Origin of the sequence: Streptomyces sp. SDr-06 (assembly GCF_003324565.1) — a bacterium.
Classification (GTDB): Bacteria; Actinomycetota; Actinomycetes; order Streptomycetales; family Streptomycetaceae; genus Streptomyces.
The window spans coordinates 97,733-123,133 of the sequence record NZ_QOLA01000012.1 but is presented as its reverse complement, the minus strand read 5'-3'; the positions used below and the strand labels follow the sequence as shown (position 1 = coordinate 123,133).

Annotated in this window: 19 protein-coding genes; 12 read left to right on the top strand and 7 right to left on the bottom strand. The window is 72.7% G+C overall.

Annotation, left to right across the window (positions count from 1 at the left end):
* The first annotated feature begins 4 nt into the window (after positions 1-4).
* The 11 genes from DT019_RS23590 (at position 5) to moeZ (ending at position 13,340) form a co-directional block, all read left to right on the top strand.
* Entirely contained in the window at positions 5-1,240 is a 1,236-nt protein-coding gene (locus tag DT019_RS23590) for a DUF3152 domain-containing protein (protein WP_223279726.1), read from the top strand.
* An 88-nt stretch (positions 1,241-1,328) separates the two neighbouring features.
* Entirely contained in the window at positions 1,329-1,424 is a 96-nt protein-coding gene (locus DT019_RS40915) for an Ms4533A family Cys-rich leader peptide (protein WP_317617795.1), read from the top strand.
* A 166-nt stretch (positions 1,425-1,590) separates the two neighbouring features.
* Positions 1,591-3,321, top strand: a complete 1,731-nt coding sequence (locus DT019_RS23585) for an ABC transporter substrate-binding protein (protein ID WP_114038886.1) — start codon at positions 1,591-1,593, stop codon at positions 3,319-3,321.
* Between the two features lie 2 nt (positions 3,322-3,323).
* Positions 3,324-4,307, top strand: a complete 984-nt coding sequence (locus DT019_RS23580; RefSeq protein WP_114038885.1) for an ABC transporter permease — start codon at positions 3,324-3,326, stop codon at positions 4,305-4,307.
* 5 nt (positions 4,308-4,312) lie between these two features.
* Positions 4,313-5,302 carry an ABC transporter permease gene (locus tag DT019_RS23575; RefSeq protein ID WP_114038986.1) on the top strand — a complete coding sequence of 330 codons (990 nt, stop codon included), beginning with the start codon at positions 4,313-4,315 and terminating at the stop codon, positions 5,300-5,302.
* Complete coding sequence (locus tag DT019_RS23570; protein ID WP_114038884.1) at positions 5,299-7,143, top strand: dipeptide ABC transporter ATP-binding protein; 1,845 nt, start codon at positions 5,299-5,301, stop codon at positions 7,141-7,143. The genes DT019_RS23575 and DT019_RS23570 overlap by 4 nt, the downstream gene beginning before the upstream one ends.
* Before the next feature lie 191 nt (positions 7,144-7,334).
* Positions 7,335-9,068, top strand: a complete 1,734-nt coding sequence (locus tag DT019_RS23565) for a DUF3492 domain-containing protein (protein WP_114038883.1) — start codon at positions 7,335-7,337, stop codon at positions 9,066-9,068.
* On the top strand, positions 9,065-10,213 hold the full coding sequence (locus DT019_RS23560; RefSeq protein ID WP_189389864.1) for a hypothetical protein: 1,149 nt from the start codon (positions 9,065-9,067) through the stop codon (positions 10,211-10,213). The genes DT019_RS23565 and DT019_RS23560 overlap by 4 nt, the downstream gene beginning before the upstream one ends.
* A gap of 145 nt (positions 10,214-10,358) precedes the next feature.
* Positions 10,359-11,324 (top strand): NAD-dependent epimerase/dehydratase family protein, encoded by a 966-nt coding sequence (locus DT019_RS23555; RefSeq protein ID WP_114038881.1) that lies wholly within the window; start codon positions 10,359-10,361, stop codon positions 11,322-11,324.
* Positions 11,312-12,088 carry a spherulation-specific family 4 protein gene (locus DT019_RS23550; RefSeq protein WP_114038880.1) on the top strand — a complete coding sequence of 259 codons (777 nt, stop codon included), beginning with the start codon at positions 11,312-11,314 and terminating at the stop codon, positions 12,086-12,088. Before DT019_RS23555 ends, DT019_RS23550 begins: the two co-directional genes overlap by 13 nt.
* A 73-nt stretch (positions 12,089-12,161) precedes the next feature.
* Positions 12,162-13,340 carry an adenylyltransferase/sulfurtransferase MoeZ gene (moeZ, locus tag DT019_RS23545; protein WP_114038879.1) on the top strand — a complete coding sequence of 393 codons (1,179 nt, stop codon included), beginning with the start codon at positions 12,162-12,164 and terminating at the stop codon, positions 13,338-13,340.
* Between the two features lie 146 nt (positions 13,341-13,486).
* On the opposite strand, the gene DT019_RS23540 is transcribed toward moeZ, so the two are convergent.
* The 7 genes from DT019_RS23540 to DT019_RS23510 all read right to left on the bottom strand — a co-directional run bounded on the left by DT019_RS23540 (position 13,487) and on the right by DT019_RS23510 (position 24,242).
* A complete protein-coding gene (locus tag DT019_RS23540; protein WP_189389862.1) occupies positions 13,487-15,073 on the bottom strand; it encodes an alpha/beta hydrolase in 1,587 nt (528 codons plus the stop codon).
* An 84-nt stretch (positions 15,074-15,157) separates the two neighbouring features.
* The gene (gene hemG / locus DT019_RS23535; RefSeq protein ID WP_114038877.1) at positions 15,158-16,528 is read right to left on the bottom strand and encodes a protoporphyrinogen oxidase; all 1,371 of its coding nucleotides are present in this window, start codon (positions 16,526-16,528) and stop codon (positions 15,158-15,160) included.
* Entirely contained in the window at positions 16,525-17,703 is a 1,179-nt protein-coding gene (locus DT019_RS23530) for a TIGR04053 family radical SAM/SPASM domain-containing protein (RefSeq protein ID WP_114038876.1), read from the bottom strand. Before DT019_RS23530 ends, hemG begins: the two co-directional genes overlap by 4 nt.
* Positions 17,700-18,425 carry a respiratory nitrate reductase subunit gamma gene (gene narI, locus DT019_RS23525; protein WP_114038875.1) on the bottom strand — a complete coding sequence of 242 codons (726 nt, stop codon included), beginning with the start codon at positions 18,423-18,425 and terminating at the stop codon, positions 17,700-17,702. Before narI ends, DT019_RS23530 begins: the two co-directional genes overlap by 4 nt.
* Positions 18,425-19,066, bottom strand: coding sequence for a nitrate reductase molybdenum cofactor assembly chaperone (narJ, locus tag DT019_RS23520; RefSeq protein WP_114038874.1), 642 nt, complete (start codon positions 19,064-19,066; stop codon positions 18,425-18,427). Before narJ ends, narI begins: the two co-directional genes overlap by 1 nt.
* Positions 19,063-20,583: a nitrate reductase subunit beta gene (narH, locus tag DT019_RS23515; protein WP_114038873.1), complete on the bottom strand. Its 1,521-nt coding sequence runs from the start codon at positions 20,581-20,583 to the stop codon at positions 19,063-19,065. Before narH ends, narJ begins: the two co-directional genes overlap by 4 nt.
* Entirely contained in the window at positions 20,583-24,242 is a 3,660-nt protein-coding gene (locus DT019_RS23510; protein WP_114038872.1) for a nitrate reductase subunit alpha, read from the bottom strand. The genes narH and DT019_RS23510 overlap by 1 nt, the downstream gene beginning before the upstream one ends.
* A 255-nt stretch (positions 24,243-24,497) precedes the next feature.
* On the opposite strand from DT019_RS23510, the gene DT019_RS23505 reads away from it, so the two are divergent.
* A complete protein-coding gene (locus DT019_RS23505) occupies positions 24,498-25,232 on the top strand; it encodes a YwiC-like family protein (protein WP_223279725.1) in 735 nt (244 codons plus the stop codon).
* Positions 25,233-25,401: the final 169 nt, after the last annotated feature.

The following is a 25,401-nucleotide window of genomic DNA, read 5'->3' as shown; positions in this document are numbered from 1 at the left end:
GGGCGTGGGACGACACAGCCGACCCAAGGAACCCACCGGCGCGACGCCGATACCCGAAGCGCCCCAGGTCCCGCAGGCCGGGCAGGCCGTCGCCTCCGGCAGCGGCCGGCGCAGACGCCAGGCCCCGGGGGACGGCCCCGCCCAGCACCACGGCGCGGGCACCCCTGACTTCGGCACCCCGCAGGTGCGCGGCGGACATCCCCAGCACCCCGGGGACGGGCCGGCCGGGGAGAGTCCGGTCCGCTACGGCGACTGGCACGGCAAGCCCCGCGCCGTCCAGCAGAATCCTTACGGCGGCGCGGCCCGCATACCGGGTCCGCGCCGCGCGTACACCGAGGCCTTCGACGGGCCTCCCGCGCACGAGACCGCCCCGACGCCGCCGCGGGACGAGCCGGCGGCGCCCGAGCCCGGGACCACGGGCAAGGGGCCCAAGGGGTCCAAGGGGCGGACGTTCACCGGGATCGCGGCCGCCGCGGTGACCACCGTGCTCGCGGTCGTCGTCGCCGGACAGGTCACCTCCGACGGGAACAAGCACGACGTCGGGGGTCGGTCCGCGGGCGACAGCGAGCGTTCCCAGGACGGGAGTTCGGCCTCCCGGGGCGGCGGGCGGTCCACCCCGCAGGCCGCGCCGGCGGCCGCCCCGTACGAGCAGCGGATGGCCCAGCAGTTCCCGCTGGACCCCAAGCTCACCGCGTCCGGCACGTTCGACGCCGTGCCCGGGTTCGACGCGGCGCCCGGCAAGGGGCGCAAGTACCGCTACCGGGTGGAGGTCGAGCAGGGGCTCAAGCTGGACGGCGGGCTGTTCGCCGAGGCCGTGCAGAAGACCCTCAACGACGACCGCAGCTGGGGCCACGGCGGCACGATGACCTTCGAGCGGATCTCCTCCGGCAAGCCGGACTTCGTGATCACGCTCGCGAGCCCGGGGACCACCGGCGCCTGGTGCGCCAAGTCCGGCCTCGACACCACCGAGGACAACGTCTCCTGCGACTCCGCCGCCACCGACCGCGTGATGATCAACGCCTATCGGTGGGCGCAGGGCTCGGAGACCTTCGGGGCGCAGGCGATGCTCGCCTACCGGCAGATGCTCATCAACCACGAGGTCGGCCACCGGCTCGGGCACAACCATGTGAGCTGCCGCACGCCCGGCACGCTCGCCCCGGTGATGCAGCAGCAGACCAAGTCCCTGGACATCGACGGGATCAAGTGCCTGCCCAACCCGTGGGTGTACCCCCAGGGTTGATGCCGCCGCGGTGCGACATGTCCAGGATGTGGGACGGCCGTCTCGTTCTCGATTGACAGTGAACAGCGGGTCGTCCATATTTCTCGGCATGTCGCACCGTCACGCCACCCCCGAACGCGCCGCCATCGAGCTGGCGCTCATCGGCGTGACCGGGCACAGCGTGGCCGACATTCTCTGTAGCTGACGCCGTCCCGAGCGCGTTCGACTCTTCCTTTTCCCTTTTTGCGCCCGGGCATCTCCGTGCTTCCGCACGGTCTCCGCATGCGGGCGCAGCCACCCCCTTTCCTTTTGGTGCTGTGGGCGCCCGCGTTTCCCGCCCTGCCCAGCAGTCACCGAGAGGTCTACTTCCGATGCGTCACACGTCCATTTCGTCGGGGAATGTCGCAAGAGCGGCCGCGATAGCCGTGGTTCTCGCCGTGGGCGCCGTCGCCTGCGGCCCCGAGGGCGGCGGCGCCGGGAACGCCGGAGCCGGCGCCTCCGGCACGCCCCACCAGGGCGGCGCGCTCAGCGTCCTCAACAACGAGGCGCAGACCGACTTCGACCCCGCGCGGCTCTACACCTCCGGCGGCGGAAACGTCCCCTCGCTCGTCTTCCGCACCCTGACCACCCGCAAGCGCGCCGGCGGCGCCGAGGGCACCAAGGTGGTCCCCGACCTCGCGACCGACACCGGCCGGCCCAACGCGGACGCCACCGTGTGGACGTACACGCTCAAGGACGGGCTGAAGTACGAGGACGGCAGCCCCATCACCACCGCCGACATCAAGTACGGCATCGAGCGCTCCTTCGCGGCCGAACTCTCCGGCGGGGCACCGTACTTGAGGGACTGGCTGGTCGGCGGCGCCCAGTACCAGGGCCCCTACAAGGACGGCGGCAAGGGGCTCGCCTCGATCGAGACGCCCGACGCCAGGACCATCGTGTTCCACCTGAACAAGCCCGAGGGCGAGTTCCCCTTCCTGGCCACCCAGACGCAGTTCGCGCCGGTCCCCAAGGCCAAGGACAACGGCACCAAGTACGAGGAGCACCCCGTCTCGTCCGGCCCGTACAAGGTCGTCAAGAACGAGAACAACGGCGAGCACCTGGTCCTGGAGCGCAACCCCAACTGGTCCGCGTCCACCGACCCCGAGCGCAAGGCCTACCCCGACACCATCGACGTGCGCTCCGGGCTCGACCAGGCCGTCATCAACCAGCGGCTCTCCGCCTCGCAGGGCCCGGACGCCGCCGCCGTCACCACCGACACCAACCTCGGCCCGGCCGAGCTCGCCAAGGTCGGCGCCGACAAGCAGCTCGCCGCGCGGGTCGGCACCGGGCACTTCGGCTACACCAACTACATCGCCTTCAACCCGAACGTGAAGCCGTTCGACAACCCCAAGGTCCGCCAGGCCATCGCGTACGCCGTCGACCGCACCTCGGCCGTCAACGCCGTCGGCGGCTCCTCGCTCGCCGAGCCCGCCACCACGTTCCTGCCGAACCAGAAGGCCTTCGGGTACACCCCGTACGACCTCTTCCCGGCGGGCCCGTCCGGCAACGCGGCCAAGGCCAAGGAGCTCCTGAAGGAGGCGGGCTACGGCGACGGGCTCACCGTCACCCTCACCCACTCCAACGCCAAGGGCGGCCCCAAGGGGCCCGAGGTCGCCACCGCCCTCCAGGACGCCCTGAAGAAGGCGGGCATCACCGTCAAGCTCCAGGGCCTCGAAGGCAACGACTACAACGACACCGTCGCCAGCGTGAAGAAGGAGCCCGGCTTCTTCCTGCGCGGCTGGGGCGCCGACTGGCCCTCCGGCGGCCCGTTCCTCGCGCCCATCTTCGACGGCCGGCAGATCGTCAAGGACGGCGCCAACTTCAACACCGGCTTCCTGAACGACGCCTCCGTCAACAGCGAGATCGACGAGATCAACAAGCTGACCGACCTCACCGCGGCCGCGCCGCGCTGGGGCGCGCTCGACAAGAAGATCGGCGAGCAGGCGGTGGTCGTGCCGCTGTTCCACCCCGTCTACAAGCGGCTGGTCGGCAAGGACGTCAAGAACGTCGTCATCAGCGACTGGACCGGCGTGCTCGACATCTCGCAGGTAGCGGTCAAGTAGTCATGTCCGAAGCCCTGTTGACCACCGGGGCGGGTGCCGTCACACCCGCCCCCGGCGGCCGCCTCTTCTGGCGGCGCCTGCGGGCCCAGCGCGCGGTCACCGCCGCGGCGGCCGTCTTCGCCCTGCTCGTCCTGGTCGCGCTCGCGGCCCCGCTGCTCACCGCGCTCGAAGGCCAGGACCCCAACGCCTACCACCCCACGCTCGTCGACTCCGCCAGCGGCGGCGTGCCCATCGGCGCGTTCGGCGGGATCAGCGGCGAGCACTGGCTCGGCGTCGAACCGCAGACCGGCCGCGACCTGTTCGCCCGGATCGTCTACGGCGCCCGCGTCTCGCTCGGGGTCGCCTTCGTCGCCACCCTCATCCAGGTCGCCCTCGGCGTCGCCCTCGGCCTGTTCGCCGCGCTCGGCGGACGCTGGGCCGACCAGATCGTCAGCCGCGTCACCGACGTGGCCGCCGCCCTGCCGATGCTGGTCATCACCCTCGGCCTGCTCGCCGTGGCCCCCGCCTCGATCCCGCGGCCGGTCCTGATCACCCTGATCATCGCGGGCCTCGGCTGGTTCGGCACCTCGAAGATCGTGCGGGCGGGCGCCCTCGCGCTCAAGACCGTGGACCACGTCTCGGCGGCTCGGCTCAGCGGCTGGGGCACCTGGGCGGTCGCCCGCCGCGAGCTGCTGCCCGCCCTGGCCGCACCCGTCATCACGTACGCGGTCCTGCTCGTCCCCTCCAACGTGGTCGCCGAGGCCGCGCTGTCCTTCCTCGGCGTCGGCATCAAGCCGCCCACACCGTCCTGGGGACAGATGCTCACGGACGCCAACACCTGGTACCAGGCGGCCCCGACCTACCTCCTCCTGCCCGCTGCCCTGCTCTTCGTCACCGTCCTCTCGCTGACGGTGATCGGCGAGGGAGTGCGCACGGCGCTGGACCCGAGGGCGGCGTCGAGGCTCCGGGTCGGTACCGGCAAGTCCCTTGAGGAGAAGGTAAGTTGACCGGCCTGACAGGCTTTCTGCTGCGGCGGGTCGCCGGAGCCGTCCTGGTGCTCCTCGCCCTCTCCGTCATCGTGTACGCCGTCTTCTACGTGGCCCCCGGCAACGTCGCCCAGATCGTCTGCGGCGAACGCTGCTCCCCGCAGCAGGTGGCCCTCGTCCACGACAAGCTCGGCCTCGGCGACCCGCTGTACCTCCAGTACGCGCACTTCCTCCAGGGCATCTTCGCCGGCCGCGACTTCTCCTCCGGTACGGGAGTGGTGCACTGCTCCGCGCCCTGCCTCGGCCAGTCCTACCGCACCGACGAGCAGGTCACCGACCTCATCCTCGGCAAGCTCCCGGTCACCGGATCGCTGGTCGTCGGGGCGTTCGCGCTGTGGCTCCTCATCGGGGTCGGCACGGGAGTGCTGTCCGCGTGGAAGCGCGGCGGGATGATCGAGCGGCTGCTGACCTGGCTGACCCTCGCGGGCACGTCGACCCCGGTCTTCGTCATCGGCCTGCTGCTGATCATCATCCTGTGCTCCACCCTCCAGTGGCTGCCGTTCCCGCAGTACGTCCCGTTCACGAACGACCCGCAGCAGTGGTTCTGGGGGCTGCTCCTGCCCTGGTTCTCGCTCGCACTGATCGAATCGGCCAAGTACGCGCGCCTGACCCGCAGTTCGATGCTGGAGACGCTCGCCGAGGACCATGTGCGCACGTTCCGGGCGTACGGGCTGACCGAGCGGGCCATCGTCGGACGGCACGCCCTGCGCGGCGCGGTCGCCCCGGTGATCGCGCTCAGCGCGCTCGACGCGGGCACCATGTTCGGCAGCGCGGTGCTCACCGAGACGCTCTTCGGCATCCCCGGCATCGGCCAGCAGCTCGTCCAGTCGGTGCGCACGGTCGACCTGCCGGTGGTGGTCGGCGTGGTCCTGACCACCGGATTCTTCGTGGTGCTTGCCAATGCGGTCGCGGACGTCCTGTACGCGATGGCGGATCGACGGGTGGTGCTGTCATGACCGAGCCTCTGGTCGAGGTGACCGACCTCGGCATCTCCTTCGGCGCGGTACGGGCCGTCGACGGCCTCTCCTTCACGCTCCGGCCCGGCGCGGCGCTGGGCGTCGTCGGCGAGTCCGGCTCCGGCAAGAGCGCGTCCGCGTACGCGCTGCTCGGCCTGCACCGGGGGACCGGGGCGCGGGTCACGGGCTCGATCCGGGTCGCGGGGGTGGACGTCGGGTCCGCCTCCGACGCCGAACTCCGCGCCCTGCGCGGCGGGTTGGCGGCGATGGTCTTCCAGGACCCGCTGTCCTCGCTCGACCCGTACTACAGCATCGGCGACCAGATCGCCGAGGTGTACCGGGTGCACAGGGGCGGGTCCCGCCGGGCCGCCCGGGCCCGCGCGGTCTCGGTCCTGGACCGGGTCGGCATCCCGGACGCGGCCCGCAAGTCCCGCTCCCGCCCGCACGAGTTCAGCGGCGGCATGCGGCAGCGGGCCCTCATCGCGATGGCGCTGGCCTGTGAGCCGCGCCTGCTGATCGCGGACGAGCCGACGACGGCCCTGGACGTGACCGTCCAGGCCCAGATCCTGGACCTGCTCCACGATCTGCGCCAGTCGACGGGCCTCGGGCTGCTCCTCGTCACCCATGACGTGGGGGTCGCGGCGGAGAGCGTGGACGAGGTGCTGGTGATGCGGGCGGGGAGGGCGGTGGAGCGGGGGGCCGTCGGCGCGGTCCTGGGGGCGCCCACCGACCCGTACACCCGCGCCCTCCTCTCCGCGGTCCCCCGCATCCCCCCTGGGGCTCCGCCCCAGACCCCGTTCGCGCCTGAACGGCGCTCGTCCTCAATCGCCGGACGGGCTGAGGGCGTTGACCCCGTTGAGCCGCATGCTGGTAGTGGTGCGGGCGAAGCTGCAAACGTTGCTGAGCCGCATGCTGACAGGGGCGCGGGGAACTGCGCGAGCGGCCACGCACGGTCCGCGGGCGAATCCGAAGTGGAGGGGGCCGCTGGGGCTTCGCCCCAGAAGGCTGAAGGGGCCGCCGACGCGGGGGACGTCGTGTTGCGGGCGGCGGGGTTGCGGAAGGCGTTCGGGCGGGGGCGCGCGGCCTTCACCGCCGTCGACACCGTCGACCTCACCGTGCACCGAGGCGAAACCCTCGGCATCGTCGGCGAGAGCGGAAGCGGCAAGACCACCCTGGGCCGCATGCTGGTGGGTCTGTTGGAGCCCAGTGCCGGGCACGTCAGCCGGACCGGCACCGTGCAGATGGTGTTCCAGGACCCCGTCTCCTCCCTCAACCCCCGCCGCTCGATCGGCGAATCCGTGGCCGACCCGCTGCGGGCCGCCGGCCGGCGCGACGAGGCGGCGATCCGGGCCCGGGTCGGGGAGCTGCTCGAACGGGTCGGGCTCGACCCGGACCGGTACGACAGCTATCCGCACGAGTTCAGCGGCGGTCAGCGCCAGCGCGTGGGGATCGCCCGCGCGCTGGCCGCCGAGCCGACACTGATCGTGTGCGATGAGCCCGTATCGGCTCTGGACGTGACGACGCAGGCCCAAGTCACCGCGCTGCTGGCGCAGTTGCAGCGCGAACTCGGCCTCGCGCTCGTCTTCGTCGCCCACGACCTCGCCGTGGTCCGGCAGGTCAGCGACCGGGTCGCCGTCATGCGGCAGGGCCGGATCGTGGAGGAGGGCGAGGTCGAGGCGGTGTACGGGGCGCCGAAGGACCCGTACACCCGGCAGCTGCTCGCGGCCGTGCCCGCACTGGATCCCGCGCTGGCCGCGGCCCGCCGTGCGGCCCGCCGGGAGCTGCGCGGGGGCGACACCCCCGAGCCCCGCCCGGACCGCGAGGAAGTGGCCGTGGCGTAGCCGTCCGTGACCGATCCGACCCGTAGCGCGACCGAACGCCACCGGGTCGGGAAAGTTACGTGCATTCACCCCTTCCGGTGGCGCGACGGACAACCGTCCGTCGCGCCACCGGCATCACCGCTTACGTTCTTCCCGCTGCGAGTCGCCGTTGCCAACGGTGACCGCCCACAAGGGAGATCGGGGGTGCGCACATGCGGATCGGACTGCTCACGGATGGCGGTTATCCGTACACGACCGGCGAGTCCAGGCTGTGGTGCGACCGGCTCGTGCGCGGGCTCGCGCGGCACGAGTTCGACATATTCGCGCTGAGCCGCAGCCGGGAACAGGAGGAGCGGGGACTGCTTCCGCTGCCGCCCCAGGTGCGGCGGGTGCGCACCGCCCCGCTCTGGGCGGCGCCCGAAGGGCGCGGCACCGGCCGCGGGCGCGCCGAGCGCGGCTACGGGCGGCGTGAACGCCGGGAGTTCGCCGCGCACTTCGGGCAGCTGGTCCGGGGGATCTGCACGGACGGCCAGGCGGACCCGGAGCCGGGCGACGGCTTCGCCGAGGGGCTCTACGGGCTCGCCGCCCTCGCCCGGGAACACGGCGGTCTCGCCGCCGAGCTGCGGTCCGAGACGGCCGTCCGCATGCTGGAGGCCGCCTGCCGCGCGCCCGGCGCCAACCGCGCCGTCCAGGCCGCCCGGGTGCCCGACCACCTCGCCTTCGCCGGCCTCCTGGAGCGCACCCTGCGCCCGCTCTCGCTCGACTGGTACGGCGACGACGCGCTCGGCTCGGCCGACCTCAGCCATGCCGCGTCCGGCGGCCGCGCGGCCCTGCCCGGGCTCCTGGCCAAACGCTTCTGCGGGGTCCCGCTCCTGGTCACCGAGTACGGCGTGCAGCTGCGCGCCCAGTACCTCGCCAATGCCCGGCTCTCCGTCCCCGTCCGGGCGTTGCAGGCGGGCTTCCAGCGCCGTCTCGCGGCCGAGGTGTACGCCCGCGCCGAGCTCGTCACCCCGGGCAACACCCACGCCCGCCGCTGGCAGGAGCGCTGCGGAGCCGACCGCGCCAAGCTGCGCACCGTCTACCCCGGCATGTCCGCCGACCGCTTCCACGCCGTGGGGGAAGGCGCCTACGGCGGGGACCCGCACACCCTGGTCTGGGTCGGGCGGATCGAGCCCGCCAAGGACCTCATCGCGCTGCTGCACGCCTTCGCCGAGGTCCGCAGGGCGGAGCCGCAGGCGCGGCTGCGGCTGATCGCCGCGCCCGCCGAGGGCGCCGAGGCGCTCACCTACCTCGCCCACTGCCGGGCCCTGGCCGCCCAGCTCTTCCCCGACGAGGCCGCCGACGCCCACGCGGTGGGCGACAACCCGGTCTCCTTCGAGGAGCTCGGCGGCCCCGAGGCGCCCGAACTCGCCGACGCGTACGCCGCCGGAAGCGTCGTCGTGCTCTCCAGCGTCGTCGAGGGCTTCCCGATCAGCCTCGTCGAGGCCATGTTCTGCGGCCGGGCCACCGTCTCGACCGACACCGGCGCGGTCGTCGAAGTCATCGGCGGCACGGGGCTGGTGGTACCGCCGCGCAACCCGCGCGCGCTCGCCGACGCCTGTGTGGCGCTCCTGCGCGACCCCGAGCGGCGCTCGCGGCTGGGCGCCGCCGCCCGCGCCCGCGCGCTCGAACTGTTCACCGTCGAGCAGAACCTCGCGGCATTTCGCGGCATTTACCTGGAGCTCATGTCGCACAACCCGGTCCACCGCGAGCAGGCCGGTGACACGGTCGGCCCGCAGCCCTTCGCGCACCCCGCCGAGGCCCATGTGCCCGGACGATGGGCGGCCCCGACCGCGGCCCGCCGTCCCGTTAACCCCGTCCCGGCGAAGCCGAGTTGGGCGGGGAGTCCGATCGCCGTGCTGCTCAAGCAGCGTCTCGACGCCGAGGCGGAAGGGGCGGGCGCGTGACCGACCTTCCCTCCGCCCCGGCCACCGGCGCCGCCTGGGACTCCCGCTCCAAGGACGTCCTCGCCCCGGCGTCCCCGAGCGAGCCGGGCCGCACCGCCCCTCCCCGGCGCGGCCCCGCCGACCCGGTCAAGGCGCTCATGCACCGCCACCGCGAACTGTGCGAGCGGGCCGTCGACCCGCTGGAGATCGCGGCGGGCCTCGAAGCGCACGGCGTCACCGACCGCGCCGCGGCCCGCTTCCGCCACCGCGACGTCTTCTCGCTCGCCGAAGAGCTCTACGCCCGGGTGCCGCGCGACACCGAACCCCCGCCGCCCGCGGCCGAGTCGACGCCCCGCGCCATCGGATGGGCGCCGTGGGCGCCGCTGCCCGGCGTCGTCTGCGCCCTCGCCGTCGCGGGGGTCCAGCTCACCACCGGCGGCGTCCGCCTGGCGGCGGGCGCGGTCGGCGCCCTCGCCTTCGTGGTCGTCCTCACCCTGACCCTGCGCCGCGGTCCCCTGCGCGCCGACCCGCGCACCCGGCCCGCCGCCCGCCTCGGCGCCGGCTGGCTCATGGCGTACGCGATCGGCGGCGACGGGCTGCTCACCGAGGCCGTGCACGGCGGCCCCGACGGGGTCTGGCCGCTCAACCCCGCGGCGGCCACCGGCCTCGCGTTCGCCGTCGCCCCCGCGCTGTGGTGCGCGCACCTCTTCTCCGTACAGGCCCGCAGGAAGCTCGCGTCGAGCCGGGGGCTCGCCGAGTTCTCCGGACGGTCCCGGCCGCTGCTCCTGGCCAGCGCCGCCCTCTTCCTCGGCTGCCTCGCGGGATGCCTGGCGACCGCCCAACTCGCCTACGGGGAAGCCGCGTTCGCGGAGGGTCTGGCGCTCGGAGCGCTGCTCTGGCTGGCGCGGCTGCTGACGGCGCACGGGTTCGCCCGCGCCGCCACGAAGACGCTCGCCGCCGCCGCGGGCGCCGAACTGCTCGCCCTGTCCTGCGTGTTCACCGGACGGCTGCCCGGGTGCGCCTTCGTCGGCCGCCCCGTCGAAGCCGTCGTCCAGACCTGGGGGGCCGGGGCGGTGCCCGCCGCCGTGTGCGGCGCCGCCGCCCTCGCCCTGCTCGCCCGAGCCGCCGCCGTGCTGGCCCGCGCCTCGGCCCACTGTGACCAGTGAGGCGCCCGACGACCGGAGCGCCCACCCCACCGAAGCGCCGTCACCGCCCGACCGCAGTACGCAACGGGCGGGACGGCATTGAAGGAGAACGACACATGACCGCCCTGCCACCGGCCTCCCGCCACCCGCACGGAAGGACCGTGCGATGAGGGTGCTGCTGCTCGGAGCCAACGGATACCTCGGCCGGTTCGTCGCCGACCGCCTGCTCGCCGACCCCGCCGTCCAGCTCACCGCCCTCGGGCGCGGCGACGACGCGGACGTACGGTTCGACCTCGCCACCGGCAGCCCGGGAGCCCTGACCCGCTTCCTGGACGCCGTGCACCCCGGGGTCGTCGTCAACTGCGCCGGGGCCACCCGGGGCGGCGCCCGCGAACTGACCCGGCACAACACCGTCGCCGTCGCCACCGTCTGCGAGGCCCTGCGGCGCAGCGGCTGCGGCGCCCGGCTCGTGCAGATCGGCTGCGCCTCGGAGTACGGGCCCTCGCAGCCCGGCTCCTCCACCGCCGAGGACGCGGTGCCGCGCCCCGGCGGTCCGTACGGCGTCTCCAAGCTCGCCGCGACCGAACTCGTCCTCGGCTCCGGGCTCGACGCGATCGTGCTGCGCGTCTTCTCGCCGGTCGGCCCCGGCACACCGGCCGGGTCGCCGCTCGGCCGGCTCGCCGAGGCGATGCGGCGCGCCATGCAGTCCGGCGACGGTGAACTGAAGCTCGGCGGGCTCGGCGTGCAGCGGGACTTCGTCGACGTGCGCGACGTGGCGCGGGCCGTGCACGCCGCGTCGCTCTCGGCGGCGCAGGGCGTGGTCAACATCGGCACCGGACGCTCGGTGAAGCTCCGCGACGCGGCCGCCGTCCTCGCCCGGGTCGCGGGCTACGCGGGCGCCCTGCACGAACTCGACGGCCCCCCCGGCATGCGCCCCGGCATGATCGGCTCCCCGCGCGTGGGCGAGCCCGGCCTCGAACACCTCGCCGCGCCCGCCCCCTACCCCGACGGCTGCGGCAGCTGGCAGCAGGCCGATGTGCGCACCGCCCGCGACCGGCTCGGCTGGCGGCCCCGCATCAACCTGGAGGAGTCCCTCGCGGACATCTGGATGGAGGCGGCATGCCGAATCTGACCCGGCTCCTCGGACAGCGCGCGGCGACCGGCGCCGACCGGCTCGGGCTCGGCGTCCCCGGTTACGCCCATCCGCTGGTCGCCCCCGTCGAATGGGCCGAACTCACCCGCCCCGGAACGCCGTTGCACTGGGCCGTGCTCAACGTGTCCGGCGGCACGCCGGGCGGCCCCGGCAGCCGGCCCGACCCGCACTGCCTCGAAGCCGTCGGGCGGCTGCGCAACGCCGGGATCCGGGTGCTCGGCCACCTCGACACGGCGTACGGGACGCGCTCCTTCGGCGAGCAGATCTCCGAGGCGCACCGCTACCTCGACTGGTACCGGGTCGACGGCTTCCTGCTCCACCGTTGTCCCACAGAGCGAGACGCGCTTCCCGAAATGCGGCGCACCACGGACACGCTCCGGGCCCTGCGGGACGGCGCCCACCTGGTCTTCGGGCACGGCACACACCCGTACCCCGGCTACGCGGAGGCCGCCGACCAGCTGATCACCTACACCGGACCGTGGGCCGACTACCGCTGGTCGCAGGTGGCGGAATGGACCGCCGACTACCCGCCGGAGCGCTTCTGCCACCTGGTGCACGGGGTGCCGAGGACCCATCTGGAGGAAGCCCTGCGGATCGCCCGCTGGCAGGGCGCGGGCACGATCTACTTCACGGACCGCGACGACCGGCCCCGCAAGGGAAACGGGTATATCAACCCATTCGAGACACTGCCCGGCTACTGGGACGAAATCGTCTCGCGGATCGGACCGGGTATCTCGGAATGAGGGGGAGCGTGGCAGTGTTACGGAGAGAGCAACCGTACTGACTTACCGACCAACTGCGTAAATTGAGGTTCTCGTGTCGCTGCCACCCCTGGTCGAGCCAGCAGCTGAGCTCACCGTAGACGAGGTCCGCAGGTATTCGCGCCACCTGATCATTCCCGACGTCGGGATGGACGGGCAGAAGCGGCTGAAGAACGCGAAGGTGCTCGCCGTGGGCGCCGGCGGTCTCGGCTCCCCGGCCCTGATGTACCTGGCGGCCGCCGGTGTCGGCACGCTCGGCATCGTGGAGTTCGACGAGGTCGACGAGTCGAACCTCCAGCGCCAGATCATCCACAGCCAGGCCGACATCGGCCGCTCCAAGGCGGAGTCCGCGCGGGACTCCGTCCTCGGCATCAACCCGTACGTGAACGTGGTCCTGCACGAAGAGCGGCTCGAGGCCGAGAACGTGATGGACATCTTCAGCCAGTACGACCTGATCGTCGACGGCACGGACAACTTCGCCACTCGCTACCTGGTGAACGACGCCTGCGTGCTGCTCAACAAGCCGTACGTGTGGGGCTCGATCTACCGGTTCGACGGTCAGGCCTCGGTCTTCTGGTCCGAGCACGGTCCCTGCTACCGCTGCCTCTACCCCGAGCCCCCGCCGCCGGGCATGGTCCCGAGCTGCGCCGAGGGCGGCGTGCTCGGTGTGCTGTGCGCCTCGATCGGCTCGATCCAGGTCACCGAGGCGATCAAGGTCCTCGCGGGTGTCGGCGAGCCGCTGGTCGGCCGCCTGATGATCTACGACGCCCTGGAGATGCAGTACCGCCAGGTCAAGGTCCGCAAGGACCCCGACTGCGCGGTCTGCGGACCGAACGCGACGGTCACCGAGCTCATCGACTACGAGGCCTTCTGCGGCGTCGTGTCCGAGGAGGCCCAGGAAGCGGCCATGGGCTCGACGATCACTCCCAAGCAGCTCAAGGAGTGGATCGACGCCGACGAGAAGATCGAGATCATCGACGTCCGCGAGCCGAACGAGTACGAGATCGTCTCGATCCCGGGCGCCAAGCTGATCCCGAAGAACGAGTTCCTGATGGGCACGGCCTTGGAGGCGCTGCCCCAGGACAAGCGGATCGTCCTGCACTGCAAGACGGGTGTCCGCTCGGCGGAGGTCCTCGCGGTCCTCAAGTCCGCGGGCTTCTCGGACGCGGTGCACGTGGGCGGCGGCGTGATCGGCTGGGTCAACCAGATCGAGCCGGAGAAGCCGATCTACTGAGCGCCGGGTACTCCGACCGCGGGCCGTCCGTGGCCGCCCGTCCGGTTCCCCCAGCCCCGCCAGGGGCGCGGGGAACCGCGCGACCAGCCACCGGCGGCCCGCGGTCGCACCTGCCCCCCGGCGGACGGGTTCGAAGCGGCGCCGGTCTACTGGCAGACCGTCCCCGCGGAGGGGACCTTTCCGTCCAGCAGATACGCGTTCACCGCGCCCTGCACGCACGTGTCGCCGCTGTTGTACGCCCCGTGGCCCTGGCCCTTGTACGTGAGCTCCACGCCGACGCCCGGGCCCAGCTTCTCCACCATGTTCCGGGCGCCCGCGTACGGGGTCGCCGGGTCGCCCGTGTTGCCGACGACCACGATGGGGGCGGCGCCCGGCGCGCTCACGTCGGGATTGGTCCACTGTCCGGCGACCGGCCACGCGGAACAGCCCATGAGGCCCCAGCCCATGAAGTCGCCGAAGACCGGAGAGGCGGCGCGGAACTCCGGGAGCTTGGCCTTCGTCTGCTCCAGTGAGTAACGCTGTTTGAAGTCGGCGCAGTTGATGGCCGCGTTGGCGGCCTGGATGTTGCTGTAGGTGCCGCCCTTGCCGCGCCCGTTCATCGCGTCCGACAGGGCGAGCAGCAGCGCGCCCTGGCCGCCCTCCGCCTCGTCGACGCCCTGTTCTAGGAGCCGCCAGTACTCCTTCGAGTACAGGGCCTGGGCGATGCCGTTGGTCGCCTGCGTCCGGGTGAGCTGCCGTCCGCTGTTGCCCGCGGGGATCGGCTTCGTGGCGAGCTGGGCGAGCAGCTTGACGACGACGTCCTCGACCTCCTTGACGTTGGCGCCGCGCAGCAGGCACTTGTCGCCGCGGTTCACGCAGTCCTGGGCGAAGTTGTCGAGGGCGAGCTGGAAGCCCTTGGCCTGGCCGAGCGCGCCCTGCTCGACGTCGTTCGTGGGGTCGACGACGGCGTCGAAGACGGCCCGCCCGACGTTCTTGGGGAACAGATGGGCGTAGACGCCGCCGAGCTCGGTCCCGTACGAAATCCCCATGTAGTGCAGCTTCTGGTCGCCGAGGACCTGGCGCAGGAGGTCCATGTCGCGGGCGGCCTCGGTGGTGCCGACGTGGGGGAGCACCCGGCCGGAGTTGTCCTGGCAGGCGACGGCGAACGACTTGAGGCCCTCGATGTAGGCCTTCTCCTTGGCGGGGTCCTCGGGGGTCGCGTCCTGGGCGAAGTACGCGTCGAGCTGGGTGTCGTTCTCGCAGCGCACCGGCGCGCTGGCGCCGACCCCGCGCGGATCGAAGCTGACCAGGTCGTAGCGGGCGCGCAGGGCCTCGTAGTCGCTCGCAGCCGACGGCAGGGTGGTCACGCCGGAGCCGCCCGGACCGCCGAAGTTGAACACCAGCGAGCCGATGCGCCGGGCCCGGTCGGTGGCCTCGGTCCGGATGAGGGCGAGGTCGAGCGTGCCCGCCTTGGGGTCGGCGTAGTCGAGCGGCACCTTCATGGTGGCGCACTTCCACTGGGCGCCGCCGGGCAGCGGGGAGGGGGCGGAGCCCGCGCCCTCCGCCGCGGTGGGCGCGGAGCACGCCTTCCAGTCCAGCTTCTGCGTGGCGAGCTTGGCCGCGTCGGCCGTGCCGGAGCCGAGCCCGTTGTCGTCCTTGCCGCCGCTCGAACAGCCGGCGGCGGCGATCAGTACGGCGGCGGCGCTGAACGCGGCGGCCCGGGTCCGCTTGCGCGGGGCACGGTGGTGTTCCATCCCCCCATCCTGCGGCGGGCAGGCGGGGGGTGCGCCAGCGGGGCGGCCCATCGGGGTGGCTCCCGGCCCGGTCCCGGCCGCCGGTCAGGCCACGCGGTCCGCCGCCGTGAACCCCGTCGCGACGCAGGCCGCGATGCCCACGCCCGCGTAGGCCGCGCCGCACACTTCGAGGCCCGGCAGGCGGGCGACGTCCTCGTGGACCCGCGCCATACGGGCGGCGTGGCCCACCGTGTACTGGGGCAGGCCCCGCTCCCAGCGGGTGACGCGGGCCGCGACGGGCTCGCCGATCGGACCGGCCGCGTGGTGCAGGTCGGTCAGGGCCGTGCGGATGAGATGGCGGTCGGGCCGCTCCAGGAGGTGCTCCTCGCCGGCCCGGCCGATGGAGGCGCGCAGCAGAAAGAGGTCGGGGGCCGCGTCGGCCTGCCAGCGCCACTTGTTGGAGAGGAACGTCGCCGCCTTCACGGTGTGGCCGTCCACGGGCGGCACGAGGAAGCCGTTGCCGGACGGCAGCCCGCCGAGCCCGGCCCGGTCGCGGGCGAACGCCATCGTCACCACGGCCGTGCTCGCGTACGGGATCGCGGCCAGCTCGCGGGCGGCGGTCGCCGCGTGCGGGCGCAGCAGGGTGGCCGCCGCGAAGGCGGGCAGCGCGAGGACGACCGCGTCGGCGGCCAGCAGCAGCGGGCCGTCGGCGGTGCTCGCCTCGACCCGCCAGGTGCCGGACGCGGTGCGCTCCAGGGCCGCCGCGGTGGTCCCGGTCAGGACGCGGGCGCCGCTCGCCCGCGCCACAGCGAGCGGCAGCTGCCCGGTGCCGCCCGCGATGCCGCGTACGGGGGAGCCCTCCGGGCGGGGGCGGCCGTGCAGTGCGCTCAGCAGCGGCTCGCCGCGCTCGGCGATGCCCGCGACGCCCGGCATCGCCGAGCGAAGCGACAGCTGGTCGGTGCTGCCCGCGTACACGCCGCCGAGCAGCGGTTCCACCAGGCGGTCCACGGCCTCGCGGCCGATGCGGTCCCCCAGATAGGCGGCGATCGACACGTCCTCGGTGACCGGGGCGGCCGGTCGCGCCCCCTCCTCGCGCAGCCGCGCCAGGCCCGCGTCCGACAGGAGGCCGGTCCCGGCCAGCGCCGCCGGGTCGGACGGGATGCCGAGCACATGGCCCGCGGGCATCGGCCGCAGCGCACCCCGCGTCCACACGGTGACCGGGGCGGGCGCAGGGTCGGCCAGGGCCGGGCCGAGGCCGACCGCCTCGGCCAGCTCGACCGCCTCGGGTCGCAGCGCCATCACGGACTCGGCGCCCTCGTCGACCGCGACCCCGGCGAGCGTGCCGGTGCGCAGCTTGCCGCCGACCCGGGCCCCGCTCTCCAGGACCGTGACCTCGGCCCGCCCGCGCAGCCGCCAGGCGGCGGCGAGGCCGCTGATGCCCGCGCCGATGACGACGACCGATCGCTTCGACGTCATGGAACCAGCTCTCGGAGGTCGTCCTGATGGGGGAAGCTGCCGGGCTCGTACGCACACCACGGGTCGGCGGCGAGCACGTCGCCGGTCAGCCCGTACGCCCGTGAACGCGATCCGCCGCAGACGGAGTTGAACTCGCAGCGCCCGCACCTGCCGCGCAGCAGGGCGGGGTCGCGGAGCGTCGCGAACAGGGCCGAGCCGCGGTAGATGTCGGCGAGCGGATGGTGTTTCACATTGCCCGCCGAGACGGGCAGGAAGCCGCTGGGATGGACCTCGCCGGTGTGCGAGACGAAGACGAAGCCCCGGCCCGACGACACGTCCATCGGCGGCCTGCGCACCGGCCGCCCCTCGCCCGCGAAGAGGCCCAACTCCTGGGCGCGCTCGGTGAGTTGCCGGTGCAGAGGGCCCAGTTCCGGCTGTTCGCCGTGCCGGGCCAGGATGGCGCGCTGGAGGGCGACGCGGCGGAAGTGGTGGCCCTCCGTCGTCTTCGTGGCGATGACGGAGCCGCAGTCGTACAGGAAGTGCAGAACGTCCTCGGTCTCGTCCGGGGTGAGGGCGTCGAGTCCCGCGCCGCGTCCGGTCGGCACCAGGACGAACCCCGACCAGAGCATCGCGCCCTCGCGCTTGACCAGGGCCGCGATGTCGGCGAGGTCGGGCAGGGCGGCGCGGGTGACGGTGGTGTTGACCTGAACCTTGAGGCCGAGCTCGCGCGCGGTGCGCCAGCCCTCCAGGGTCCAGTCGAAGACCCCGTCGACGCCCCGGAAGGCGTCGTGCCGGGCGGCGGTCGAGCCGTCGAGCGACAGGGAGAGCGCCACGGCGCCCGCGTCCCGCACCGCCGTGAGGTTGGCGCGGGTCAGGGTGGGGGTGCCGGACGGTGACACCGCCACCCGCAGCCCGAGTGAAGTCCCGTACCGCACCAGGTCGTTGAGGTCGGCGCGCTGGAACGGGTCGCCGCCGGTGATCACGAACAGCGGGCTCGGCTTCCCGAACGCGGCGATCTGGTCCATCAGGCGCCGGGCGTCCACCCCGTCGAGCTCGCCCGGGTCGCGGTCCGGCCGCGCCTCGGCCCGGCAGTGCAGACAGGCCAGCGGACAGGCCCGGGTGGCCTCCCAGATGACGATGAAGGGCCGGTCCGCCACCGCGTGCCGGGGCCTGCGCACCGGCGTCCGCGCGCTCATCGCACCCGCTCCCAGCCGCGCCGCGCCGCCCGGTTGGCGGTGAGCCCCGGATCGCGGCGCCGGTAGACGACGTACGGGCGGAACAGGTACTGCACGGGGGCGCTGAACATGTGGACCAGGCGCGAGTACGGGATCAGCGCGAACAGCGTGAAGCCGAACAGGATGTGCAGCTTGAAGACCAGCGGGGCCGCGCCCATCAAGGTGTAGTCCGGCTGGAAGGTGAACAGCGAGCGGAACCAGAGGGAGACGCCCTCGCGGTAGTTGTAGTCGCCGGTGGCGCCGGCCGAGCTCATCACCGTCGCGGTCAGGCCGAGGAGGAGCGCGCCGAGCAGGAACGTGTACATCAGGTGGTCGCCGCGCAGGGTCGCCCGGCGCACGGCGGTGACGGTGAACCGCCGGTAGACCAGGATCGCGATGCCGCAGGCCGCCGCGAGCCCCGCGACCGCGCCCGTGGACAGGGCCACCAGGTGGTAGGCGTGGTCGCTCACCCCGGCCGCGTCCGTCCAGCTCCGCGGGATCACCAGACCCACCACGTGGCCGAGCACGACGAAGAGCATCCCGAAGTGGAAGAGCGGCGAACCGACGCGGAGCAGCCGCGACTCGTGGACCTGGGTGGATCGCGTGGTCCAGCCGAACCGGTCGTAGCGGGCCCGCCAGACGGTGCCCGCGACCAGCAGGGCGATCGACACATAGGGCAGCACGCCCCACAGGAGCAGGTCCATCAGGACGCCCCCCTCTCGGGGAAGCCGGGCCAGGGGAGTTCGACGCCGGGCCCGAAGGGCTCGATTCCCACCGTCTCGCGCGGCGGGCCCGCCTTGGCCAGCGCCTTCGCCTCGGCCTTCGTGGTGGGCGAGGTCCCGGGCAGCGTCGCGCAGACCGCGTCGAGGACGTCGGCGTACGGGGTGGCCGCCTCGGTCAGGGCGAGGCGCAGCAGTTCGAGGCCCGCGCGGTGCTCCTGGAGCAGCGCGGTGCCGGACTCCTCGTGGCGCCCGGCGAATTCGAGGGCGGCCGGGAGGAAGTCGGGGAGCTCCTCGTGGCTGAACTCCAGGCCGTGGTCGCGGTAGATCCGCTTGAGGCGGACCAGCGAGAGGCCGCGACGCCGGGTGTCGCCGTCGGTCCACCACGTCAGGTACAGGCAGCGGCGGTTGCGGGTGTCGAACGTGGAGGTGTAGTGCGCGGCCAGGTCCAGCGGATCGGTGGCCCCCGCCACGTCGAGGAAGGACCGGAGCCGCTCGGCGGCCGACCCGGGGGATTCGCGCAACGCCGCGTGAAGGAGCGGGAGTTGGGCGAAGAAGACGTCGTCGGGATAGCGCAGGCAGCGGGCCGCGACCAGGCGCGGGACGGCCGGACTCTCGGGGTTCATGCGCTCCTCCGGGTGGTGGAGAGGTTCAGCAGGACACGCCCCGGGGCCGCTTCGCCGACCGGGCAGGCGTCGTCGAGCGGGTGGGCTTCGGCCAGGGCGTCCGCGTCGGCGCGGGCCGCGCTCGGCACCACGTAGCGGTCCTCGTACTTGGCGACGGCGAGCAGCCGGAACAGGTCCTCCATCTCGGCGCCCGTCAGGCCCACGGCGGCGGCGATGGACTCCTCGCGCTCCTCGCCGAGGTTGACCCGCCGCATGTAGGCGCGCATCGCGGCCATCCGGCGCAGGACCGCCTCCACGGGGTAGGTGTCACCGGCCGTGAGCAGCTCGGCCAGGTACTCGACCGGGATCCGCATCGCGTCGATCGCGCCGAACAGGTTCCCGGCGTCCTCGCCGTCGTGGCCGCTCGCCGCGACCGCCTCGACGACCGGCGAGAGCGGCGGCACGTACCAGACCATCGGCATCGTGCGGTACTCCGGGTGCAGCGGAAGCGCGACCTGGTAGGTGGCGATCAGGTCGTACACGGGGGAGCGGCGGGCCGCCTCGATCCACTCGTGGGTGATGCCCGACGCCTTCGCGGCGGCCACGACCGCCGGATCCGACGGGTCGAGGAAGCACTCCAACTGGGCGGGATACAGGTCGTGTTCGTCCTCGACGGCGGCGGCCTCGGCCACCTTGTCGGCGTCGTACAGCATCACGCCGAGGTAGCGCATCCGGCCGACGCAGGTCTCCGAGCAGATCGTCGGCAGGCCCACCTCGATGCGCGGGAAGCAGAAGGTGCACTTCTCGGCCTTGCCGGTGGCGTGGTTGAAGTAGACCTTCTTGTACGGGCAGCCCGTCACGCACATCCGCCAGCCGCGGCAGTCGTCCTGGTCGACCAGGACGATGCCGTCCTCCTCGCGCTTGTACATCGCGCCGGACGGGCACGACGAGACGCACGCCGGGTTCAGGCAGTGCTCGCAGATCCGCGGCAGATAGAACATGAAGCTCTGCTCGAACTCGAAGCGGATCTTCTCGCCGACCTCGTCGCGGATCTTCTGCACGATGGGGTCGAGCGGGGCGTTCTGGGGCGCGCCGCCCAGGTTGTCGTCCCAGTTCGGGCCCCACTCGATGGTGTCGAGCGGCTCACCGGTCAGGCTGGACACGGGCCGCGCCACCGGCAGGTCGTCGCCCGCCGGGGCGTCGATCAGGTTCTTGTACTCGTACGTCCAGGGCTGGTAGTAGTCGTCGATCTCGGGGAGTTCAGGGTTGGCGAAGACCTGGCCGAGCCGCTTGAGGCGGCCGCCGGCGCGCAGGCGCAGCTTGCCGGAGCGGGTGCGCTCCCAGCCGCCCTTCCACTTCTCCTGGTCCTCCCAACGGCGCGGATAGCCCTGGCCGGGGAGGGTCTCGACGTTGTTGAACCAGACGTACTCGGTGCCCTGCCGGTTGGTCCACGCCTGCTTGCAGGTGACCGAGCAGGTGTGGCAGCCGATGCACTTGTCGAGGTTCATGACCATCGCGATCTGTGCCATCACGCGCATCAGTACTGGACCTCCTGGTCGCGGCGGCGGATGACGGTGACCTCGTCGCGCTGGTTGCCGGTCGGGCCGAGGTAGTTGAACGCCCATGTCAACTGGGCGTAGCCGCCGACCAGATGGGTGGGCTTGAGCATGATCCGGGTCAGCGAGTTGTGGATGCCGCCGCGCTTGCCGGTCCGCTGGGTCTTCGGCACGCCGACCGTGCGCTCCTGCGCGTGGTTCATGTAGACCGTGCCGGCGGGCATCTTGTGCGAGACGATGGCGCGCGCGGTGACCACCCCGTTGCGGTTGACCGCCTCGATCCAGTCGTTGTCCGCCACGCCGATCGCGTCGGCGTCCTGCGGCGACATCCAGATGGTCTGGCCGCCCCGGCCCAGCGTCATCATGTGCAGGTTGTCCTGGTACTGGCTGTGGATCGCCCACTTGTTGTGCGGGGTGAGGTAGCGGACGGCGACCTGCTTCCCGTCGGTGGAGCCCAGCTCCGGCTCCCCGTACAGGCGGTGCATGTCGAGCGGCGGCTTGTAGACCGGCAGCGCCTCGCCGACCTCGTGGATCCAGTCGTGGTCCAGGAAGAAGTGCTGGCGGCCCGTCAGGGTGTGCCAGGGCTTGAGGTGCTCGGTGTTGACGGTGAAGGCGGTGTAGCGCCGCCCGCCGGACTCGCTGCCCGACCACTCCGGCGAGGTGATCACCGGGACCGGCCGGGCCTGGGTGTCCGCGAACGTGATCCGCTTGCCCTCGGCCTCGGCGGCGAGGTGCGCCATGTGCTGCCCGGTCCGCCGCTCCAGCGTCTCGAAACCCTGCGTCGCCAGGCGCCCGTTGGAGGTGCCGGACAGCGACAGGATCGCCTCGCAGGCGCGCTGGGCGGTGTCCAGGCGCGGGCGGCCCTCGGCCACCCCCTCGCGCACGAGACCGTTCTTCTCGCCCAGGTACGCCACCTCCTCGGCGACGTCGAAGGTGATCGCCTTCGTGGTGACGCCGAGCCGGTCCACGAGGGGGCCGAGCGCCGCGAACTTCTCGCCGACCGCGCCGTAGTCCCGCTCGACGACCGCCAGGTTGTACATGGTCCGGCCGGGTACGGGCTCGCACTCGCCCTTCGACCAGTCGAGCGCGACCCCGCCGGGCTGGGCCATCTCGCCGCCCGGGGTGTCGTGCTGGAGCGCGGTCGCGACCACGTCCCTGCGCACCCCGAGGTGCTCCTTCGCGAGCTCGCCGAAGCGTACGGCCAGCGCGTGGAAGGCGTCGTAGTCGGAGCGCGCCTGCCACGGCGGGTCCACGGCCGGGGTGAAGGCGTGCAGGAAGGGGTGCATGTCGGTCGAGGACAGGTCGTGCTTCTCGTACCAGGTGGCGGCGGGCAGCACGACATCGCTGAGCAGCGTCGTCGACGTCATGCGGAAGTCCATCGCGAGCAGCAGGTCGAGCTTGCCCTCGACGTCGTCCTGGTGCCAGGCCACGTCGCGCGGGGCGCACCGGGGGCCGTCGTCGGGCAGGTTGGAGTGGGTGCCGAGCAGGTGCTTGAGGAAGTACTCGTTGCCCTTGGAGGAGGAGCCCAGCAGATTGGCGCGCCAGACGTTCAGGACGCGCGGCCAGTTGCGCGGGGCGTCCGGGTCCTCGCCCGCGAAGCCGAGCCGCCCCGCCTTCAACTCGTCCACCACGTGCCGGACGGGGTCCTCCGCCTCGCCGAGTTCGAGCGGGTTGCGGTCGAAGGTCGGGTACGACGGCATCCAGCCCATGCGGGCCGAGGCGGCCAGGCAGTCGGCGCCGGTCATGCCCTCGAAGCGGCCGTCGCCGAGGGGCGAGGCCAGCGTCTCGGTGGGCAGGGTGTCGTAGCGCCACTGGTCGGTGTGGAGGTAGAACCAGCCCGCGCCGATCATGTGCCGGGGCGGCCGGGTCCAGTCGGAGGCGCTCGCGAGGGTGGCCCAGCCGGTGACCGGGCGGCACTTCTCCTGCCCGACGTAGTGCCCCCAGCCACCGCCGTTGCGGCCCTGGCAGCCGGTCAGGGTGAGCAGTGCGAGGAACGCCCGGTAGATCGTCTCGGAGTGGAACCAGTGGTTGGTGCCCGCGCCCATCAGGATCATGCAGCGCCCTTCGGACTGCTCGGCCGTGCGCGCGAACTCCCGTGCCACCCGCGTCACTTGGGCCGCCGGTACCGAGGTGAGGGTCTCCTGCCAGCCCGGGGTGCCGGGGGTGGCCACGTCCTCGTAGGAGGCGGGCCAGGAGCCGGGCAGCCCTTCGCGGCCCACCCCGTACTGGGCGAGCATCAGGTCGTACACGGTGGTGACGGGGCGACCGCCGATGCGCCGGACGGGGACGCCGCGCCGTACGACACCGTCGGCGTCCTCCTCGAAGCGGGGCAGCACGACCTCGGCACTCTCGCCGGAGCCCATCATGCTGAGCCGGGGCACGGTGTCGCCCAGGTCGAGGTTCCACTCGGGTGTCGTGCCCCAGCGGTGGCCCAACGTGCCGTTGGGGACGGTGGTTTCATCCGTGGCGTCGTCGACGAGGACGGGCTTCCACTGGGCGTTCTCGGTGTCCTCGCCGAGATCGGCCGCGGTGACGAACTTGTGCGGGACGAGCCCTTCCCCGGTCTCCTTCAGGGAGACGAGGAACGGCAGATCCGTATAGCTGCGGACGTAATCCGTGAAGAAAGACGTCTGCCGGTCGACGAAGAATTCCTTGAGGATGACATGGCCCATGGCGAGGGCGAGGGCGCCGTCGGTTCCCGGGTGCGGATGCATCCATTCGTCGGCGAACTTGGTGTTGTCCGCGAAATCCGGGGAAACGGTGACGACCTTCTGCCCGCGGTAGCGTGCCTCGGTCATCCAGTGCGCGTCGGGCGTGCGGGTGACGGGGACGTTGGAGCCCCACATCATCAGGTAGGCGGCGTCCCACCAGTCGCCCGACTCCGGCACGTCGGTCTGGTCGCCGAAGACCTGCGGGGAGGCGACCGGCAGGTCCGCGTACCAGTCGTAGAAGGACAGCATCGGGGCGCCGATGAGGGAGTGGAAGCGGGCGCCCGCCGCGTGCGAGGCCATCGACATCGCGGGGATGGGGGAGAAGCCCGCGACCCGGTCCGGTCCGTGCTCCTTGATGGTGTGCACGTGCGCGGCCGCGACGATCTCGAGGGCCTCCTCCCAACTGGCCCGCACCAGGCCGCCCTTGCCGCGCGCCCGCTGGTACCCGCGGCGCCGCTCGGGGTCGCCCTGGATGTCGGCCCAGGCGCGCACGGGGTCGCCGAGCCGCCGCTTCGCCTCCCGGTACATCCGCAGCAGCTCGCCGCGCACGTGCGGGTGGCGGACCCGGGTGGGGGAGTAGCTGTACCAGGAGAAGGAGGCGCCACGGGGGCAGCCGCGGGGCTCGTACTCGGGGCGGTCGGGGCCCACGGAGGGGTAGTCGGTGGCCTGGGTCTCCCAGGTGATGATGCCGTCCTTGACGTACACCTTCCAGCGGCACGAACCGGTGCAGTTCACCCCGTGCGTCGAGTAGACGACCTTGTCGTGGCTCCAGCGGTCCCGGTAGAAGGACTCCGCCTGCCGGTGGCCCGTGCGGTGCACGGTGCGCAGGTCCTCGGAGACCTCGGCGCGGGTGAAGAAGCTGCCCGCCCGCACCAGTGCGTCGGCGACACCGCGAGGGTGCCGCGCCTTTGTCTGCGCCCTGTTCTGCAACGGAAACTCCTCCGGCCCAAAAAAGAATGCGAGCGGGCCTTTCCGGACGGCCTGTCGGGAAATGCGGACGCCTCCGGACGGCCATCAACGACCTTACGCCCGCCGTTTCTTGGAACCCGGGGACTTTGGTCCCATCGGGCGGTGACCTAATTCCGCAAATGTCCCGTCGGGGTGCTGGGAAGCTGGAATGGCCGCCGCATCCATACGGCGTCCAGTACTTTTGGTCATTTCGCGGAAACGGAAAGGCGGGCTGTCGTGAGCCGGAGCGGGTGGCTGCCGAACCAGCACGGGGCGTGGGCGATGCTCGCCGTTCCCTTCGCCGCGGGTACGTTCCTCGGGCACCCCCGCTGGGCGCATCTGCCGCTCCTCGGCGCCTGGCTGCTCGGCTACCTCGCGGCGTACCACGCCCAGCAGTGGCTGCGCCTGAACCGGATCGCGCGCAACCCGAAGGCCCCGCGCCGCCACGTCCGCCCGGCGCTCTGCTTCGCCGCCGGTTCGGCGGCCTGCGGGATCCCGGTCGCGGTGACCCACCCCTGGCTGCTGCTCGCGGCGGCCTGCGCGGCGCCCTTCATCGCCGTCAACACCCTTTACGCGTACCGCAATCGGGAGCGCTCCCTGCTCAACGGTCTCGCCGCCGTGGTCCCGGCCTGCGCGATGCTGCTCGTGGCGCTGCGGCTGGGGGGCGGCGCGTGGGGTACGGGCGTGGCCCCGGCGCTGGCCTGCCTCCTGTACTTCGGGGGGACGGTGCCGTACGTGAAGACGATGATCCGTGAGCGTGACTCCCGGGCCTACTACCGGAGTTCGGTGGCCTACCACGCGGTGGCCGTCGCGCCGGCGGCCTGCCTGAGCCCGTGGCTCGCGATCCCGTTCGCGCTGTACCTGCTACGGGCGGCGGCGCTGCCCGGGCGGGGCCTGACGGTGGGCGTGGTGGGAGCGGTGGAGGTGCTGGGGTCACTGATGCTGCTGGGGACGGTGCTGGCGGCGTTCTAGCGCGCTCCGTCCGCGGGGCGCAGGGGGCTCGGTGCGCAGTTCCCCGCGGCCCTGCGAACCCCGCTTTCGTCTGCGGGCCGCACGTGGCTGCTCGCGCAGTTCCCCGCGCCCCTGAGCGGCATCGGTGCTGGCCAGCAGGAGCATCCTCAGCCCGTCCGGCGATTGAGGA

Coding starts and splice junctions, on each gene's coding strand:
- DT019_RS40915 (WP_317617795.1), top strand. CDS start 1,329: ATGTCGCACCGTCACGCCACCCCCGAACGCGCCGCCATCGAGCTGGCG.
- DT019_RS23585 (WP_114038886.1), top strand. CDS start 1,591: ATGCGTCACACGTCCATTTCGTCGGGGAATGTCGCAAGAGCGGCCGCG.
- DT019_RS23580 (WP_114038885.1), top strand. CDS start 3,324: ATGTCCGAAGCCCTGTTGACCACCGGGGCGGGTGCCGTCACACCCGCC.
- DT019_RS23570 (WP_114038884.1), top strand. CDS start 5,299: ATGACCGAGCCTCTGGTCGAGGTGACCGACCTCGGCATCTCCTTCGGC.
- DT019_RS23565 (WP_114038883.1), top strand. CDS start 7,335: ATGCGGATCGGACTGCTCACGGATGGCGGTTATCCGTACACGACCGGC.
- DT019_RS23555 (WP_114038881.1), top strand. CDS start 10,359: ATGAGGGTGCTGCTGCTCGGAGCCAACGGATACCTCGGCCGGTTCGTC.
- DT019_RS23550 (WP_114038880.1), top strand. CDS start 11,312: ATGCCGAATCTGACCCGGCTCCTCGGACAGCGCGCGGCGACCGGCGCC.
- DT019_RS23540 (WP_189389862.1), bottom strand. CDS start 15,073: ATGGAACACCACCGTGCCCCGCGCAAGCGGACCCGGGCCGCCGCGTTC.
- hemG (WP_114038877.1), bottom strand. CDS start 16,528: ATGACGTCGAAGCGATCGGTCGTCGTCATCGGCGCGGGCATCAGCGGC.
- DT019_RS23530 (WP_114038876.1), bottom strand. CDS start 17,703: ATGAGCGCGCGGACGCCGGTGCGCAGGCCCCGGCACGCGGTGGCGGAC.
- narI (WP_114038875.1), bottom strand. CDS start 18,425: ATGGACCTGCTCCTGTGGGGCGTGCTGCCCTATGTGTCGATCGCCCTG.
- narJ (WP_114038874.1), bottom strand. CDS start 19,066: ATGAACCCCGAGAGTCCGGCCGTCCCGCGCCTGGTCGCGGCCCGCTGC.
- narH (WP_114038873.1), bottom strand. CDS start 20,583: ATGCGCGTGATGGCACAGATCGCGATGGTCATGAACCTCGACAAGTGC.